Source organism: Mediterranea massiliensis (assembly GCF_900128475.1).
Lineage (GTDB): Bacteria > Bacteroidota > Bacteroidia > Bacteroidales > Bacteroidaceae > Bacteroides > Bacteroides massiliensis_E.
On record NZ_LT635835.1, the window covers coordinates 368,024 to 386,021 of the forward strand.

General features: G+C 50.1%; 17 protein-coding genes. 14 read left to right on the forward strand and 3 right to left on the reverse strand.

All coding sequences use genetic code 11. The features are described from left to right. Positions 1–108 precede the first annotated feature (108 nt). The 3 genes from BQ7483_RS03970 to BQ7483_RS03980 are packed head-to-tail and all read right to left on the reverse strand — an operon-like array spanning position 109 to position 2,579. Positions 109–744: a PP2C family protein-serine/threonine phosphatase gene (locus tag BQ7483_RS03970; protein ID WP_072544872.1), complete on the reverse strand. Its 636-nt coding sequence runs from the start codon at positions 742–744 to the stop codon at positions 109–111. Next, positions 731–1,579 carry a nucleotidyl transferase AbiEii/AbiGii toxin family protein gene (locus BQ7483_RS03975; RefSeq protein WP_072544873.1) on the reverse strand — a complete coding sequence of 283 codons (849 nt, stop codon included), beginning with the start codon at positions 1,577–1,579 and terminating at the stop codon, positions 731–733. Before BQ7483_RS03975 ends, BQ7483_RS03970 begins: the two co-directional genes overlap by 14 nt. Then, complete coding sequence (locus BQ7483_RS03980; protein WP_192921160.1) at positions 1,557–2,579, reverse strand: type IV toxin-antitoxin system AbiEi family antitoxin; 1,023 nt, start codon at positions 2,577–2,579, stop codon at positions 1,557–1,559. The genes BQ7483_RS03975 and BQ7483_RS03980 overlap by 23 nt, the downstream gene beginning before the upstream one ends. Before the next feature lie 786 nt (positions 2,580–3,365). On the opposite strand from BQ7483_RS03980, the gene BQ7483_RS03990 reads away from it, so the two are divergent. The 14 genes from BQ7483_RS03990 (at position 3,366) to BQ7483_RS04060 (ending at position 17,991) form a co-directional block, all read left to right on the forward strand. Beyond that, a complete protein-coding gene (locus tag BQ7483_RS03990) occupies positions 3,366–5,138 on the forward strand; it encodes a DUF3945 domain-containing protein (RefSeq protein WP_072544393.1) in 1,773 nt (590 codons plus the stop codon). A gap of 45 nt (positions 5,139–5,183) precedes the next feature. After that, positions 5,184–5,447, forward strand: coding sequence for a DUF4099 domain-containing protein (locus BQ7483_RS03995; RefSeq protein ID WP_072544392.1), 264 nt, complete (start codon positions 5,184–5,186; stop codon positions 5,445–5,447). A gap of 93 nt (positions 5,448–5,540) precedes the next feature. Next, on the forward strand, positions 5,541–7,640 hold the full coding sequence (locus BQ7483_RS04000; RefSeq protein ID WP_072544874.1) for a type IA DNA topoisomerase: 2,100 nt from the start codon (positions 5,541–5,543) through the stop codon (positions 7,638–7,640). 195 nt (positions 7,641–7,835) lie between these two features. Next, the gene (locus BQ7483_RS17965) at positions 7,836–8,090 is read left to right on the forward strand and encodes a hypothetical protein (protein WP_072545002.1); all 255 of its coding nucleotides are present in this window, start codon (positions 7,836–7,838) and stop codon (positions 8,088–8,090) included. 377 nt (positions 8,091–8,467) lie between these two features. Further along, positions 8,468–8,683, forward strand: coding sequence for a hypothetical protein (locus BQ7483_RS04015; protein ID WP_072544875.1), 216 nt, complete (start codon positions 8,468–8,470; stop codon positions 8,681–8,683). A 34-nt stretch (positions 8,684–8,717) separates the two neighbouring features. Next, on the forward strand, positions 8,718–9,728 hold the full coding sequence (locus BQ7483_RS04020) for a PRTRC system protein E (protein WP_072544398.1): 1,011 nt from the start codon (positions 8,718–8,720) through the stop codon (positions 9,726–9,728). Positions 9,729–9,731: 3 nt separating this feature from the next. Next, complete coding sequence (locus tag BQ7483_RS04025; RefSeq protein WP_055300447.1) at positions 9,732–9,953, forward strand: PRTRC system protein C; 222 nt, start codon at positions 9,732–9,734, stop codon at positions 9,951–9,953. Positions 9,954–9,990: 37 nt separating this feature from the next. Continuing rightward, positions 9,991–11,073 carry a hypothetical protein gene (locus BQ7483_RS04030; RefSeq protein WP_072544876.1) on the forward strand — a complete coding sequence of 361 codons (1,083 nt, stop codon included), beginning with the start codon at positions 9,991–9,993 and terminating at the stop codon, positions 11,071–11,073. Between the two features lie 16 nt (positions 11,074–11,089). Then, positions 11,090–11,791: a prokaryotic E2 ligase family D protein gene (locus BQ7483_RS04035; RefSeq protein ID WP_072544877.1), complete on the forward strand. Its 702-nt coding sequence runs from the start codon at positions 11,090–11,092 to the stop codon at positions 11,789–11,791. Beyond that, complete coding sequence (locus BQ7483_RS04040; protein ID WP_057281983.1) at positions 11,788–12,576, forward strand: PRTRC system ThiF family protein; 789 nt, start codon at positions 11,788–11,790, stop codon at positions 12,574–12,576. Before BQ7483_RS04035 ends, BQ7483_RS04040 begins: the two co-directional genes overlap by 4 nt. A gap of 492 nt (positions 12,577–13,068) precedes the next feature. After that, complete coding sequence (locus tag BQ7483_RS04045; RefSeq protein WP_072544878.1) at positions 13,069–15,441, forward strand: ATP-binding response regulator; 2,373 nt, start codon at positions 13,069–13,071, stop codon at positions 15,439–15,441. Continuing rightward, positions 15,416–16,723 carry a sigma-54-dependent transcriptional regulator gene (locus BQ7483_RS04050; RefSeq protein ID WP_032944527.1) on the forward strand — a complete coding sequence of 436 codons (1,308 nt, stop codon included), beginning with the start codon at positions 15,416–15,418 and terminating at the stop codon, positions 16,721–16,723. The genes BQ7483_RS04045 and BQ7483_RS04050 overlap by 26 nt, the downstream gene beginning before the upstream one ends. 321 nt (positions 16,724–17,044) lie before the next feature. Continuing rightward, positions 17,045–17,461, forward strand: a complete 417-nt coding sequence (locus tag BQ7483_RS04055) for a dihydrofolate reductase family protein (protein WP_072545004.1) — start codon at positions 17,045–17,047, stop codon at positions 17,459–17,461. 206 nt (positions 17,462–17,667) lie between these two features. Next, positions 17,668–17,991: a helix-turn-helix domain-containing protein gene (locus BQ7483_RS04060; protein WP_032944609.1), complete on the forward strand. Its 324-nt coding sequence runs from the start codon at positions 17,668–17,670 to the stop codon at positions 17,989–17,991. Positions 17,992–17,998 lie beyond the last annotated feature (7 nt).

The window sequence follows — 17,998 nt, forward strand, 5'->3', positions numbered from 1 at the left end:
TAATTATTTATTCTTAACTCAATTATATTTTCCCGAAAGTTGAATACAACAGGTTATATTCAAAATAATCGTTCTTTATTCCAGACAAACCTTTCATAAATCTCATTATTATGTGAAATAAATTTCTATCAAAGAATAGTCATCAGAAGCGCCTTCTTTAAAATTGACAGTAACATTTCTTGACAATTCAGTCAAATGGACATGCCGGTAATAACCATCAGAACAGATAAAGATTTTATCGGTATTTTTCAGTTCTTCATATATGACAGGAATATTTTCCCGAAACCCCTTGCCATTGACACATCGTGTAAGGAACGTGCCATCAGCATCGGCCACAACATGGTCTGTTGTCAGTAACATTACCTCATTTGCATGTACTTTGTAAAGCCTGACATTGCCTTGCCACGCATAATACAAAGAATCATCAATTACCAGGGCAACGGTTACGGCGGCTCCCATCTTACATTTCAAATCTCTGCATTTTCCGTATATGGCAGAATCGGCAGCATTGAATGCCATACGTAAGACGTCCGCCGGTAAATTGTGTTGAATCTTATCAAGGGCTGTTGTCATTATGGACTCGGATACGATTTTTGCAGCCTCTGCTCCAAATGACAGACCACCCATTCCGTCAGCAAGAATGGCTATAATGGAATTGTGGGAAAGTTTATGACATAGGATGTAATCCTCGTTACTTTTGTCTTTCCCGGGGAAACTGATGGTTTTGAAATCAATCGTTTTCATCTTCTATTGCTTTTTGGAAAACATCTGCAATGGTTTGCCAGGCCTCCTTTACAGTTTCATAGGTCAAGCCATAGCAATTTTCTATAATCTGATTGAACAACCTGCTCTCATCATCCTTCTCAAGTTCCTTTTCGATGCAGTCCTTGTAATAGACTATCTGTTCCTTAGTTAAAAGCAGGAGCAGATCACGGGCAAGCCAATATCCTCCGACAATATATTCATCAAAATTTTCCCAATCATAAACTTCCGTATAAACATTACGGTCAAGATTGGCCATGAAATAATTGGACAGAATAAACGACATGTCTTCAGCATCTTTACTCGTTTCGATGTTTCTGTCCAACCATGCATTGAATTTCAGCAGAAACAGGCCATGAAGGGATGCTATTCGGATATCAAACTCGCCATCTATATTGACAGTTATGGATTCCGACAGCACCTCGTCAAAGCCTTTTACTGACATCGCAATCTCTTCTTCAGGCGGCCAATAGATATTGTCATCGTCCTTGGCGACACCATACGGGACAATATCCAGTTCATATTCACCATAATAAAAGCGTTGACGCATATCGGTGGACTTCTTAAAACCGTCTGCAACCAGAACCTCCTTGATCTCATCAAAGACACTCCAATCGGGTATTGCAATAGCAATGTCCAAATCCTTTGTTCTTCTTCCGGATGTGGTGTCGATAAGCTGACGGATAATTATATCCCGGGCTGTCGCGCCGATTACATAAAACTCACGCCCCATACGGTTGAAACTGTCAGTCAATTTTTTCAGCAACTCCACCAATAGTGGATTGGCTATTTTCTCACTTGTAATCTTTAAGTACATTGTTCAAAAGTCTTTCAGCCATTTCAATACAACGGCTATTGCCGCTACCTATCAGATCTGCGTATGTGAGAATCGGAGGAACAAGATGGTTTTCCGTTTCCCAATTCCAGAATTTTTTGTATATTCTTATCTCCCCTGTCTCATCAAATCTTACAAAACCTTTTTTCAGTAAATGTGCGGCAGGGATTTGTGTATATATATCAAAAGCACCGGGTTCCAGATAAGAATCCACCATATTCGCTCCGCTTTCTCCACCCCAATACATTCCATCAGGCAAATCCATAGCCAACCATTTTATGCGTTGCTCATTGGTACGGAATGTCATCCTGCTGAGCAATAATTTAGGCTTCAATACCTGATTGTAATTTTCTGTCCATAAATTTAAAAGGGCATTGATGTTTTTTAATGTCCGCTTGCTGCCGGTCATAAGAATAAAATTCCTCTCCACCAAAACATCAAATACATTTTTAATTGCCCCTAAAGATACGCCTGTCGCTTTCTGTATTTCCCTGTACGGTTTGTTCACATTGGTAAATTCCTGCAATAAATAGAATATGACTTTCAATCCTGCTTCCTGAAATGCCGGATAAGGCTTTTCAGCCATTAAAGTGTTTTTTTCTCCTTTATTCACCAGATGAAATATTATCTTATTTCCTTTTGCATATCTGATATGACAATTACCGGCACAATCAAGAGTGTTGATACCGTTGCTTGCCAGATTGTCCATAACGGTTGGCGTAATATATTTTGCAATCAGCAGTACCGGTTGCTTTTCCATTGTTCCCAATATCTTTAGTCGGTTTGTAATATTCCCAATGGTAGCAGTTGTCACCGTATTTTTGACTTCACATAGAAACTCCACATCCATAATTTGAACAATCGCATCAAAATTCTTGTATGTGTTGTCCTCTTTTAGAATGACGGTTTCCTTGGGCAATACAAGTTTTTCCCGTAAAGCCTCCAAAGCCATATTCAATGTTTCAAGTTCTGTTAACACCATAATCAGTTCATTTTTCAGTGATGTTCATTTTTAATGAACACTGCAAATGTAATGAACATAATTTGGATTTCAAAGAGATTTGTTCATTATTTCATATATGTTCATTATAAATGAACGCAAGAATATAAATGAACGAAACAGTAATGAAAATTATTCCGCCATAAGCCCCGCTTCACTTGATAAGTCCCTTCAGAGAAGGTAACTCGGAGGGCGAATACCTCCACGTTCAAGCCTCCGGTTTTCGGGACACAAAATTCCCTGCGGTAATTTTCCGCCCGAAAAAACGCTCCGGTATTGCCGTCCGAGTTGGGGAAAGTACCGGGACTTAGCAAGCGAAGCGACCTACGACGCATAGATACAGGTCAAAAAAAAAATCCGACGGGAGAACCATGCTCCCGTATGCCGTCCCAATGGATTACGCCATCCTGTTATTCCCGTAAACAGAATTCCGCGTCCTGTCACAAAAGGACACATCAAGGGGGACAAAAGCAGCTCGCTCCCAACTCTGCATAATTACAGTTTTTTCTTTTCTTCCGTGCGGCAGAGTGTACCGTCATGTCCGTGTCTGTCCGGCCTTTTTCCCTTTCCTTTTTCGTTCCTTGCTTTTTCCTCCTTTTCCCGCCGTTTTCCCACGCATTTCCGCTGTGTTTTCTCCAGCCTGCGGTGTAATGTGATGACACAAGATGTAATATATATCCTAACATATTGCAAATCAATTATTTATCAAATTTTCTCCTATATATTTGCGGTGACAACATGAGTTATCAACACTAAAAATCAAAAATTATGGCAAAGAAAAATGCACGGGAAGAACCCCCGAAACCACAGGTCACCGAAAACGAGCAGATGAGTGACATCGTGTTCATCCTCGACAAGATGGAACTGATTCTTGAAGCGGTATCTCAAATCGGAAAGGACGGAAAATTCAACACGGTAGCCGCCGACAAGAAGAACCGGAACTCCTTCCTGAAAATTGACCGCTATGCCGACGCCTTCGAGAACTTCATCAAGAACTTCTGGAGCCAACTGAAAGACCCGACACGCTTCGGAATCCTCTCCGTCAAGGAAGACAGGCTGGACGACCCTGCCGTACAGCAGGCCATCGAGGACATCGCCGCAGGAAAAAAGACAAAAGCCGTGGAGGAATTTCTCAAGCAGTACGAGATTGTTCCGCGCAACAAGGAAAACCAAAGTATCAACCAAAAAAATCAAGAAGAAATGGCAAAGAAAAATGAAACCCGGCAGCAGGCTGCCGCAGCTGACAGCCAGCCGCAGACCCAGTCCCCCCAGTACCGTTACAACGAGTCCATGATCAACTGGGAACAGCTAAAGAATTTCGGAATCTCCCGTGAATACCTCCAGGAACGCGGACTGCTCGAACAGATGCTCAAAGGATACAAGACCAACCAGGTAGTACCCATCAGCATGAACTTCGGTTCGGCCGTACTGAGGACTGACGCACGTCTGTCCTTCCAGCAGTCCATGGCGGGCGAAGTGGTGCTCGGCATCCATGGTATCCGACAGAAACCCGACCTCGACCGACCGTATTTCGGACATATCTTCTCCGACGAGGACAAGAAGAACCTGCTCGAAACGGGCAACATGGGGCGTGTCGTGGAACTGAAAGGACGTAACGGGGAGTATATCCCATCCTTCATCAGCATCGACAAGCTGACCAACGAGGTGGTCGCCATGAAAGCGGAGAATGCCTTCATCCCAAGGGAAATCAAGGGCGTGGAACTGACAGAGCAGGAGCAGAACGACCTGCGTGAAGGCAAGAAGGTCTATGTAGAGGGCATGATCGCCAAGTCCGGCAACGAGTTCAACGCCTTCATTCAGGTGAATGCCGAACGCAGGGGTGTCGAGTTTATTTTCGAGAACGACAAACTCTTCAACCGCCAGACACTCGGGGGCGTGGAACTGACACAGAAACAGATTGAGGACCTGAACGCCGGAAAAGCCATCTTCGTGGAGGGAATGCAGCGCAAGGACGGTGAGGTGTTCTCCTCTTACGTGAAGCTGGACGAGGCGACGGGCCGCCCGTCCTACACCCGCTACAACCCGGACTCTCCGGAAGGCGCACGAGAAATCTATATCCCCAACGAAATCAACGGGGTGAAGATTACGGCGGAGGAACAGCAGCAACTCCGTGACGGCAAGGTGATTTTCCTCAATGACATGGTGAACCGCAAGGGAGAGGAATTCTCCTCCTTCATCAAGGCCGATTTGGAAACGGGACGCCTGAGCTACTCCCGTACGCCGGACGGTTTCGAGCAGCGCGAGGATTTCAAGATTCCAACCAAGGTATGGGACGTGGAACTGACCAGACAGCAGCGTGCGGACCTGCAGAGCGGAAAGGCCGTGCTGGTGGAAGGCATAAAGGGATATGACGGGAAGACCATCTCGCAGTACGTCAAGGCGAACTTCAACCAGGGGCGTCTGGACTTCTACAACGAAAATCCCGACCGTAAGCGTGACGCGTCACAGCGAAACGTGGTGGCCAACAGCCAGCGACAGGAACAGGGCAACCGCAAGTCAAAAGGTGCGAGCATTGCCTGACTATAGGTAACGGAAAATGAATGTTGAATAAAAAAAGAAAGAAATATGAAAAAGGAAAACGGAAACGACATGCCTTTCAAGGCTGATGAAGTGAACTGGGACGAACTCTCCGGTATCGGTATCATGAAGGACGAGCTGGAACTCTCCGGCGAGATGGACACCCTCCTCAGGGGAGAGAAAACGAAAGTGATGTCCCTGAGCCTCGTGCTCCTCGGCGTGGACGTGCTGATGGACGCCACACTCCAGCTGGTCCGTAAGGGCGAGGCCCCGCTGCTGGAAATCCAGGGAGTGACACCGTTGGGCAAATAACCTGAGAGCAATTATCAAGTAAACCGATGTCTTACCGCCGTTTCCTGTCTTCCGCATGGAAAACGGGAAACGGCTTAATTTTTATCTTACAATATGATAGCAATCATCGCAGAAAAGCCGAGTGTAGGCATGGACATAGCCCGTGTAGTCGGGGCTGATACAAGAAATGACGGCTACTGTTCCGGTAACGGATATATGGTAACCTGGGCACTGGGACACCTCGTGTCACTGGCCACGCCGGACACTTACGGTTATACGAAAACGGCAGCGGAGGACCTGCCGATGCTGCCGGACCCGTTCCGCCTGGTCTCCCGACAGATGCGCACGGACAGGGGAATGGTTACGGACATCGCCGCCTCGAAACAGCTGAAAGTCATAGAAAGCGTATTCAACCGCTGTGACAGCATCATCGTGGCTACCGATGCCGGTCGTGAAGGGGAACTTATCTTCCGCTGGATATACGACTTTCTGGGCTGCACGAAACCGTTCAGACGCCTGTGGATTTCCTCGCTTACTGACGAGGCCATACGGAAAGGGCTGGAGGAACTGAAGGACGGCTCGGAATACGACAGCCTGTATGCCGCCGCCGACAGCCGCGCGAAGGCGGACTGGCTGGTGGGCATGAACGCCAGCCGTGCCCTGGCCATCGTCTCCGGCTCGTCCAACAACTCGATCGGACGGGTGCAGACTCCGACGCTCGCCATGATATGCAGCCGCTACAGGGAGAACCGCAGTTTCGTATCCACACCATACTGGCAGCTACATGTCACCCTCAATGGCGGCACGTCACACCGCCGCTTCTTCCATCCCGCGACCTTTGACGACAGGCAGAAGGCAGAAACCGCCTACCGCAGTCTCACTCCCGATTCTTCGGCGACGGTTACGAAGGTGGAGCGCAGGAAAACCCTGCAACAGCCGCCGCTGCTCTACGACCTGACGGCACTTCAGAAGGACTGCAACGTGCACCTCGACCTGCCCGCGGCAAAGACGCTGGACATCGCCCAGTCGCTCTACGAGAAGAAGCTCATTTCCTACCCGAGAACGGGAAGCCGGTATATCCCGCACGACGTGATGGCCTGCGTGCCCGGTCTGCTGGAAAGAATCTTGGCCATGCCCGGATTCGCCACAAGTGCCGGAATCCTTGACTTTGCGCATCTCAACACCCGTAGCGTGGACGACAGCAAAGTGACGGACCACCATGCCCTCATCACGACCGGCATCGCACCCGAAGGGCTTTCCGAGGCGGAAGAGGCCGTCTATACGCTGATAGCCGGACGTATGCTGGAGGCGTTCTCGCCCTGCTGCGAGAAGGAACTGATTCTTATGGAGTGCCGTCTGGACAACATGGATTTCCGCTCGAAAAGCTCCCTTGTCGTCAGTCCGGGATGGCGCGGCATCTTCCGCAGGAAAGAGGACAGGCAGGACGACGAACCGGAAACCGACGAGGGTACGGCCATATTTGCCGAAGGGGACACGGTCCCTGTTTCAGGATTCGGACTGGCCCAGAAGAAGACCGTGCCCAGACCGCTCTATACCGAAGCCACGCTGCTGGCAGCAATGGAGACCTGCGGCAGGGAGATAGCCGACGAACAGGCACGCGAGGCCGTGAAGGAGCTGGGTATCGGCACGCCCGCCACAAGAGCCGCCATCATCACCACACTGTTCAAACGTGACTATATCGCCCGCTCCGGCAAGAGCATCCTCCCCACAGAGAAGGGACTCCATATCTACGATGCGGTGAAGGACATGCTCGTGGCGGATGTTTCCCTGACAGGAAGCTGGGAGAAGACCCTGCTCCAGATAGAGCGGCACACACTCGGACCGGACACGTTCATGGCATCCATCACGGACTACACCCGCAAGGCTACCCGTGAAATCCTGAACCTCAGCCTTCCGGCGGTAGCCGCCCGCACGTTCACCTGTCCCAAATGCAAGACCGGACACATCATCGTCAGGGAGAAGAGTGCCCGCTGCGACAATAAAGGGTGCGGACTGACCGTGTACCGCAGATTCCTGAACAAGGAACTGACGGACCAGCATCTGGAACAGCTTTTCTCCTCCGGCTCCACACGGCTCATCAAGGGATTCAAGGGAAAGAAGGGCGTGGCTTTCGACGCTTCGGTCACTTTCGATGCCGGGTTCACCCTGACACTCTCGTTCCCCAAAAACGGGAACGGCAGGAAAAGGAAATGATGAAGCCATCCCGATTCGAGGGGCAAAGGTCGCAGCCCGCCCGTTTCCACCGGCAAGGTCTGGCCTTACGGTTTCTGGGAAAAATCATCCTCGCCCGAGGCTCCGGTATTTTTCCCGAAAACCTTGCCTGTGGAGGCGGACTGCAAGAAAGCCCCTGAAACCGGGAATGGCATTCCCGCCAAACACATGAAGATTATGAAAACAAAAGAACGTATCAGAAAGATAGCGGACAGCAGATGGGCAAGGACACTCGCGCTGGCCGTAACAGCAGCCATCATATTCAGCTGGCTCTATTCCCACGGTATATCGCCTGTATGGACCGCCGTGGCCATCATCTGTTTCAGGGGACTCTTCAGGTTCCTCTACCGTATAGCCTGTTTTCTCGTGGCACTGGCCATCATTCTGTGCATACTGAGTTTTCTGGTCTTCNTGACATGGACTATGCCCTGACACTGATGTCTGAGGATGATTCGGGTGAAACGGCATCTGACCGGAAAAAGAGGCGGCGGCTCCTGCACTCCTATGAGGAAGGCAGGATACATGCCCTGTTACGCCGGGTGGAACGCAAATCCTATTACAAGAATCTGCCGAAGGCNGAAAGGACTAAAAACACAGACATTGGCAAACCGAGAACTACAGGGCAAAGTTGGCAAACGCTTCTTGTCGGACGGCAAGGTCAGGCCGCAAGCGGTTTCGGAAAAAATCATCCTCGCTGCGCTCCGGTATTTTTCCCGAAAACCCTGCCTTTCCGGAAGCGTCTGCCGTTGGGCCCTTGTAGTTCAACGGGCTGCCAAAGCCCGAATATTCACATTTAAAAATTAAAGAGTATGCAACAAGCAATCATCACCAGACAGTCACCTGCCCCGATAGGGATGCCCGTGACAAGAAGACCGAAAGTACACGTCCCGCAACCGGCAATCAAACTGCCGCCGAGAGGAACCACAGGTCCCGTTCACATCTCAAAGCTGCTGAACCCCATCCTGGAAATATGCAGACATCCGGACAGGGAGAGGCTGCTTGCAGAATTCTTCAGCGAATATTGAAACACATCGTCTAATCATTTAATTTTTTTCAATTATGTTTTTTACAGCAATCCACCAGATGATGACGGAAAGCGTGGACCTCACGATCGTCATCCGCAAGACAAACGGACAACTGACCGTTTCCACATTGCCCAAATCGAACGGACTCAAGGACGAGGCCCAGAACCACATCGTGCCGCTGACTGTCACGGGCACACCGCAGGAACTTGACACTGGATTCCTGCAGGCAGTCACAAGACCTATACAGAAAACGTGCGGGCTGATCTCCAATATGGCACAGTTCGAGGCACAGGCGGACAAAGCCGCCGCAAGCAGCAAGGCCGCCAAGGATGCCAAATCCAAGGAAACGAAGGAGGAGCGCGAGAAACGGGAAAAGTACGAGAAACTGATGAAGAAGGCGGAAGAACTGACTGCCGCCAGAAACCACCGGGAAGCCGTCAGCGTGTTTACACAGGCGAAAGCACACGCGAATGCCGCCCAGCTGAAGGAAATCGAGGAGAAGATAAAGGCGGCCGACACGGAAATGAACCGGGGAAGCCTCTTCGACCTGATGGAACAGGAAGCACAGCCGGAACCTTCTGTACAGCAGCAACAGCCGGCATACACACAGGCAACGGAACAGAGAAATCCGCAACCGCAACGTCCGCAACAGCCGGCACCGCAGCAGACATACACGCGGAGACCGTCACAACCGATGCCGGGACAGGCTCAGCCCGCACCGCAGAGACCACAACAGGCATACACGCAGCATCCGCAACAGCCAGGAATATGGCCGTCGCAACAACAGCCGCAGGCAAGACCGCAGATACAGCCGCACGCGCAATATGTCCAGCGGACAGGAGGACAGCAGTCTTCCCAACCTCAATATCCGCCGCAGCCTGAAATTCAGGACTGGCAGGAAGAACGGTTCATGCAGGAGGACGAACAGCAACCGTACCTCTCCGATCAGGAACACCCCGCATACAGTGAGAAGGACTACGAGGAATACATCGATTTCCCGCAGTCCATGCTGGAACCCAAGTATTCACCTTATCAGACAGTTTAAGACATGGCACTCGAAATCAAAGGAATGACACGCTCATTCAAATTCAAGAAAGGAACGGAGTATATAACCCTTCAGGACCCGGATCCGAACATCTCGCCGGACATGGTCATGAGCTACTATTCGAACATGTACCCGGAACTGACGACGGCTACCGTTCACGGACCGGTCATCAGGGAGGACATGACAGAATATGAGTTCAAGACTACTATCGGAACAAAAGGATAAAGGATATGGCAAAGGACAACAGAAAAAAGAAGAAATCATGTGTACCATTGGACGGATATCAGGCGGAACAGCTCGCGAGACTTATCATTGCGGAAACAGAAAGGAAGGTGCATTACGGCACGGAAAGAAAGAAACGGATTGCGGCACCCAGCGGTGCCGTAATTCTTTTCTGAACGCTACGTTCTTGCCGATATCCCCATCGGAACTGTTCACGGACGGTACTGACGGGAAGCCGCACAATCTTATCACGCAGGAAAACTATGAGTACCTGCGTGATTCCTTTTTCAGATATGCACTCCTCATGAAGAAGGAGGCGGTACATACACCGGGACGAACGCCCGGCGAAAGCATTGCCAGACTGCACGAAGAGATGTGTAACCTTGTAGGCAATGACATGAATGTCAACATTGAGCAGGACGAAGAAAGACTCCTGTTCCGTCTCTGGAAATGTCATGAATGGGGAGAACTCACGTTGTATTACTTCCCGACGAAGTTCATGGAAAGGCTCGGACCGGAACTGAGACGCATATCCGTCACCTTCATCCACAACCTGATGCAGGCGAACGGGATAAACACCATACTGGACGAGGATGACATGGACTATGCCCTGACACTGATGTCTGAGGATGATTCGGGTGAAACGGCATCTGACCGGAAAAAGAGGCGGCGGCTCCTGCACTCCTATGAGGAAGGCAGGATACATGCCCTGTTACGCCGGGTGGAACGCAAATCCTATTACAAGAATCTGCCGAAGGCAATCGACCGATATAAGCCGAAGGACGGGTACGAACAGTCACTGCTCTCTGTCATGAAGGAGGGGCTGGAGTTCCTTACACCTGAACACGGCATCATGGAATACGGCTACGATCCCTTCTACGAGGAAGAACCGGACTTTTTGCCCATGTATCTCAGCAAGCAGATCCGGGTCATCTATAACTGCACCGACATGATAACGGAATATCTCACCGACTATTACAACTCCTACAGCCTGGAGACATACGACATCATTCCGGTCACTACCTGTGACCTGTCTCCGGAAACGGAGGAACTGTTCCGCATGGACGACTATCCGGAACGTTTCTTCAAATGGGCGGAAAAATTCATCAACATCACAGTATAAACCAATCTGAAAGCATATGATAGACAGCAACGAACTGACCAGAAAAATCAAGACGCCGCTCAACCCCAGGGCGGCACTGATTGCCTATGCCTCGGAGAATGACAGGAACTTTTTCCTTGAAATCCGTGAAATTGACGACCGGGGAAACATGACGGAAGGAAGACCGGTAACCCTGGAATTCATGAACACGCTCGTGAAGGGATATTCGGAAAGACACAGCACCACTCCATATGGAAAGATACCCGACAACCTGTTGTATTGCGACCCGCGCAAGGGCAGCGAGAGATACGTGTGGTACAACCCTCCGCACAAGAGGATGATGTTCTTCAGCCCCGCGCTCAAAATAGAAAACGCGGAATATTACCTGCCGGGAGTGATCTATGAGGCCGGAGAACACGGAATGAGAATCTATGCCTACAAGGAAAATGTTCCCGGACCGGATACCGTGCTGTACGCCGCGCCCTTCTTCAACGTGACAGGTTCCAGCGTATGTCTGGGAAACGCCAGGATAGAGCTGCCGAAGGACCTGACCTATGAGAAGTTGCTGCAGTACTGGGAAAGGAAATTCTGGCTTACGGAATTCACCCACCTGGGAGGGAACGGGAACCCGACAAGGTCAAACCTCGTGCTGGTGACAAAGGCGGCACGGGACAGGGACTTCAACCTCGACGAACTGAAGCAACTGAACAACATGAAACTTAAAGACATACTGAAATGAAAAGAGTACATTACATCGACAACTATCTCATAAACCCGCAGCATCCGGTAACGGTAAACCTTATCGGAGCGGGAGGAACAGGCTCGCAGGTACTTACCTGCCTGGCCAGACTTGACACGGCACTGAGGGGACTCGGACACCCCGGGCTGTTTATAACCGTGTATGATTCCGACATCGTGACGGAGGCCAACATCGGGCGACAGCTCTTCAGCCCCTCGGACATCGGCCTGAACAAGGCACAGTGTCTTGTCACACGCATGAACAACTTCTTCGGCAACGACTGGAAGGCGGTACCGGACATCTATCCGGCAGCCCTGAAGGACGCTAGACGGGATAATCTGGCCAACATAACGATCACCTGCACGGACAACATAAAGTCACGTATCGACCTGTGGAACATACTGAAAGCCGTGCCGGTATCGGAATACAGAAGCCACGAGACGCCCCTGTACTGGATGGACTTTGGGAATACACAGGACACGGGACAGGTCGTCCTCGGAACCGTACCGAAAAAAATCAGGCAGCCGGAATCCAAGCTGTACGAAACGGTGGAGTCACTGAAAGTGATTACCCGCTACGTGAAATACGCGAAAGTAAAGGAGAAAGACTCGGGACCGAGCTGCTCACTGGCAGAGGCTCTGGAAAAGCAGGACCTGTTCATCAACTCCACATTGGCACAGCTCGGCTGCAACATCCTGTGGAAAATGTTCCGCAACGGCATGATCGAGCATTACGGGCTGTACCTGAACCTTTCTACCTTGAAAATGAATCCAATACCTGTCTGAACGCGGCTTTATGACCTATAACATGTTAAAACTTGTTTGAAATCAAGACAAACATATATTAACTTCATTGCAGTTAGGAACAAATGTATATATTTGTATTTTGGAATATTATACAATAGGACAACGTATTGTCTTGCCGGAACTTCCATAATTCAGGCAAACGAAAACAGGGCCATCCACATTTCCACACGGGACTATAACAGGGGGGCCTTATTTTTTCCTGCATCGGAAAATACGGAGAAACAGAAATATGGACTGACTGTAAAAAAAAGAATATGGACAAGATATTGGATACCCGAACCAGAGAATTTTCTGCCGACAGCTGCCGGCAGAAGGGAAAATCATGCGGGCAAACCGTCGCCCGCCAAGGTTATAAAAGGCCGGAGTGCATTCTGTGTACGACTGGATAGCGCATCGGGGTGACATCCAAATTACTCACGTCCCGGAAGACTGCGCCCCACAACCTTCCGGGATTTTTTTATCATAAGGCGTATGAGGAAGCTAAGTGGAATTTCATTGCAGACAAAAATCATAGCTGGTTATCTGATATTGCTGGCAGTCATCGGAAGCATGATTGCCATACTGCTTCATGAGCGCAAAAAAATGCATGACATAGCAAACGGAACCGCAGAAATACGTGAGATCCGGAATGAAGTCAACGCCATACGCCGCCACATTGTCGGAATCGCATTGCTGGGGGAATCCGCCATCGGATGGGACAGCGAGGACTTCTCAGCATACCAGAACAGGCGCCTGCACATAGACAGCCTGCTGGAACGGATGAAAGACAACGGCCTGGATCTGGTAAGCCACGAACAGATAGACACATTGCGACGACTGTTGGAAGAGAAGGAAAGCCGCCTGTATCATCTTACAACGGTTTTTCAGGAGCAGAGGACATCAGACAGCCTGCTCTACAACCATCTCCCCGAGGTCATCGACAAGAGTACCCGTACACGCACGGTCACCCGCCGGAAAAACGGCATAGCAGGTTTCTTTGGCAAGAAGGAAACCGTACAGGTGCCGGCTTCCACGACAGAACTGCGGCAGCTCAACCGCCAGTTGATAACCATGCAGGAAGAGCATGACAGACATATCGGACTCTATATTGACAGCCTGCGTTTGCAAAACCTGAAACTGAACAAAAGACTGAACTCCTTCATCACCGCCCTTGACGAACAGGTCCAGGCCGCTTTCCAAAACCGGGAAACAAGGATTGCGGAGGCAAAGGCACTTTCATTCAAGCTGTTTGCGGCCACCATCATCGTTGCCATTGTCCTGCTGATCATATCCCATCTTGTCATACAGAGGGACATACGGCGCAAGGAACATGACCGCAGCAGACTGGTGGATACGCTCAAACAGAACCGGGAACTGTCCGAAATGAGAAAGCGTATCATCGTAACGCTTTCCCATGACATAAGGGGACCATTGAACGCCATCTGCGGCAGTGCGGAACTGGCCATTGACACCAGGGAAAAAAAACGCCGCAACACTTACCTTGACAACATCATCAAGTCCTCACGCCATATCACAAGGCTTGCCAACAGCCTGCTTGACCTCTCCAGACTGGACGAAGCGAAGGAATCACTGAACAGGATACCTTTCAACCTGAAAGCCTTCGTCGACGACATTAACGAGGAATACACCTGTGCGGCCAATGACAAGGGGCTGGTCTTCAAAACGGAAGCAGAAGGCACCGACATAGTGGTATACGGAGATGCGGACCGTATCCGTCAGGTGGCGGACAACCTGCTGACTAACGCTATCAAGTTCACCCGCAACGGAACAGTCTGTTTCCGGGTAAGCCACAAGGACGTGGTAATGACCATGGAGGTGGAGGACTCGGGCATCGGCATGGACAAGGAAACGATAGAACGCATATTCAGACCGTTTGAACGGGCGGCGCCAGACATTTCGCCGGAAGGCTTCGGGCTCGGCCTTCCGATAACCAAGGGACTTGTGAACCTGCTCGGCGGCAGTATTTCCGTATCGAGCCATGTCGGGGAAGGCAGTCTGTTCCACACGGAAATCCCCCTCGCCATTTCCACTGAACCGGTAAAGAACCACGTCATGCCGACCGTGAAAAGGCTCAGCCTTCCAAAGCGTATCATCCTTGTGGACGACGATCCGATACAACTGCGCATCGTCATGGAGATGCTGGAGCGCAACGGTGTATCATGCCGTACCTGCATCGGGGCGAAGGACGTGGTGGGCGAACTGCGGAAAGAACCCTACGACTTACTGCTGACAGACATCCAGATGCACGGGACCAGCGGTTTTGACTTGCTATATCTCCTGCGTCATTCCAATATCGGAAATTCACGCACCATTCCGGTTGCCGCCATGACTGCCCGCAACGACGTGGACGAAAGCCGCTATACTGAAGCCGGCTTTTCCGGCTGCATACAGAAACCGTTCTCCATGAACGAGCTGCAGGCTTTCCTTTCCTCCATAATGGAAAGGTCGGGCCAGCGGCAGGAACAGAAGGCGGATTTCAATGCCTTAGCCGCAGAGACGGGGGATATGGAATGGATGCTCAATGCTTTCATTGAGGAATCGATCGACAACAGGACGGAACTGAAAAAAGCCCTTGAAAGCATGAAAACGGACACGGAGCGGATGAAAAACACCCTGCACCGCATGTATCCCACCTGGGAACAGCTGGGAGTGGCCTGTGAACTGGAAACATACAGCAGAATCCTACATGACGATACTTCCGATGATCTGACCATCAGTACATATACAGAGACGGTCATCGGAAGAATAGACCGGCTGGTAGGCGATGCGAAGAACCTGCTTTCGGAAATCAGAAAACTTGACTTAAAGAACTATACGGATGAAACACAGAATACTCATAGTTGAAGACAATATCCTGCTGGCCGGACAACAAAAGAAATGGTTTGAGAAATCCGGCTATGAAGCAGTGACGACGATAGACGAACCCGGTGCAAGGCGGCTTCTGAAAAAGGAGCCTTTCGATCTTGTCCTTTCCGATGTCCGTCTTCCGCAGGGGGACGGCATATCGCTGCTCGAATGGATGCAGAGAGAACGGATAGACGTTCCCTTCATCATCATGACCGGATATGCCTCCGTGTCGGATGCCGTCCGTGCCATCAAGATGGGGGCAAAAGACTATCTGGCCAAGCCTGTTCAGATGGATGAACTGCAAAGTCTGATAAAGAACATCCTGCATCCTCGCTCAGTCATATACGGAAAGGACAAGGGCATCCTTCCCAGGAACAGCCGACAGATGAAAGAAGTGGAAAATCTAGCTCGTACGGTCGCTCCATTTGACATTTCCGTACTGATTCTTGGTCCGAACGGTGCCGGCAAGGAATCCGTAGCGCAACGTATCCATTATTCCAGCGAGCGCAGGGAAAAGCCGTTCCTGGCAGTAAACTGCGGGGTCATTCCCAAAGAGCTTGCGCCCTCGCTCTTTTTCGGGCATGTGAAGGGGACGTTTACGGGGGCGGACACAAACCGTGAAGGCTTCTTTGAAACGGCCCGTGGCGGGACCCTGTTCCTTGACGAAGTAGGAACATTGTCCATGGAGGTACAAAGCATGCTCCTGCGTACCTTGCAGGAAGGCAGCTATATCCCTATAGGCAGCAACCGGGAGAAACACTCCGACGTAAGGATAGTGGCGGCAACCAACGAGGACCTTCAGCTGGCCATCAGGGAGAGACGCTTCCGGGAAGACCTCTACCACCGTCTGGGGGAATTTGAAATCGTCCTGCCGGCCCTGCATGAATGCCCGGAGGACATACTTCCGCTTGCCGAACATTTCAGGGAAAAGTTCTCCAGGGAACTCAAACGGCAGACCGACGGATTCAGCCGTGAGGCAGAGCAACAGCTGCTCTCATACGGCTGGCCGGGAAATGTACGGGAATTGCAGAACAAGATCAAACGAGCCGTCCTGCTGTCCAAACAGCCGATAATCGAAACGGCTTGTTTGAACATAAGAATCGAGGATGAGAAAGAGAAAATCTTCCTTTTTCCGGAAAATGAGACACAGGAAAAACAGTCCATCATCAGGGCCTTGAAAATATGCACGGGCAACCGGAAACGGACGGCGGAGATGCTGCACATTGATCCTTCTACGTTGTACAGAAAAATGAAGAAATACGGACTGAACGACAAATAAAGGCAATATAGACCGGAGATGTTTTCCAGTCTGGAATAAAATGCCTACATTTGCATAAGTCTGGCAAAATATGGAATACATACTGCCAGCAGGAACATAAGAAAATACCGACAGGGCTGACAGCCTCGCCGGATATTATACATACTAAGTCGCAAGACGTCTCGGATGGGAATCTGACAAATTCAAAAATACAGAGGCTTTTGCGTGCAGCTTATGCTATGCCTAATAGCGTGAGCTCATGCAAATTTCTGTATTGGGCTTTGTCAGAGCCTCCATCCGAAATAGCGTGAGCCTCACGCTTTTCATTTGGAGTATCAAGGTATGGCAAAGTTACAGGTTCTGATAGCAATGACATTGAACGGTTTCGTCCCCGCATGGAACGATTCCCTGCTGCAATGGATACAAAACAGCGATGACGGTTTCCCCTACTGGCGGGGCCGGTCCACCCGCATGTTGTATCCGGGCTATCCGCTAGTCGACCTCATCTGTGACAAGGAACAGTCTGCACCCTCTGACATATATCTGGCTGAAATCTATGACGACAGCGGCGCAGAACTGCTGCGGGGACTGTCCCTGTACCGCCTGATAGATGAGATGGTCATTTTTCTTCTTCCGGTAATCAGTTCCGAAACGGTTCCCGTATCAAAACATATCTCCACGGACAAATGGGAACTGGTCAGGACAAAAACATTCAGAAACGGGATCTGCCGCCTTACTTATCGCAAAACATTGCAATAAAAGATTGCACGCTCTTGCATTTGCAATACTTCCATCAGTCTCGTTTTTATGGGGCTGATTTTTTATTTCTCTATTATTCAGCGACTTGCCATGTTTTTATGTGGCAATATGCTCCATTGGTCCATGTTTTGGCCTATATCATAATGAAACCTGTTGCGCAACACGGTGTAAAAAATGGAATTATTACACTAAAAACAGAATTCATTATGATACAGATAGACAGGGAGACATTCCAGATGATGCTCCACCAGATAATGGAACGGTTTGACAGGATAGATGACAGACTGAACCGCATGAACAGGCAGACGGCCGCCCTTGAGGGTGACAAGCTGCTCGACAACCAGGATATGTGCGAACTCCTTGGCGTTACGAAACGCACCCTTGCACGCTACCGCCAGAAGAAGCTCGTCACATACTACATGATTGACGGGCGTACCTACTACAAGGCTTCGGAAGTCCAGGACTTCCTGAACAGGAAGGGGAAGGTGCTGCCGGCGAGAATAAAAAAAGAACTCGGTCTTCAACCCTAATAAAATG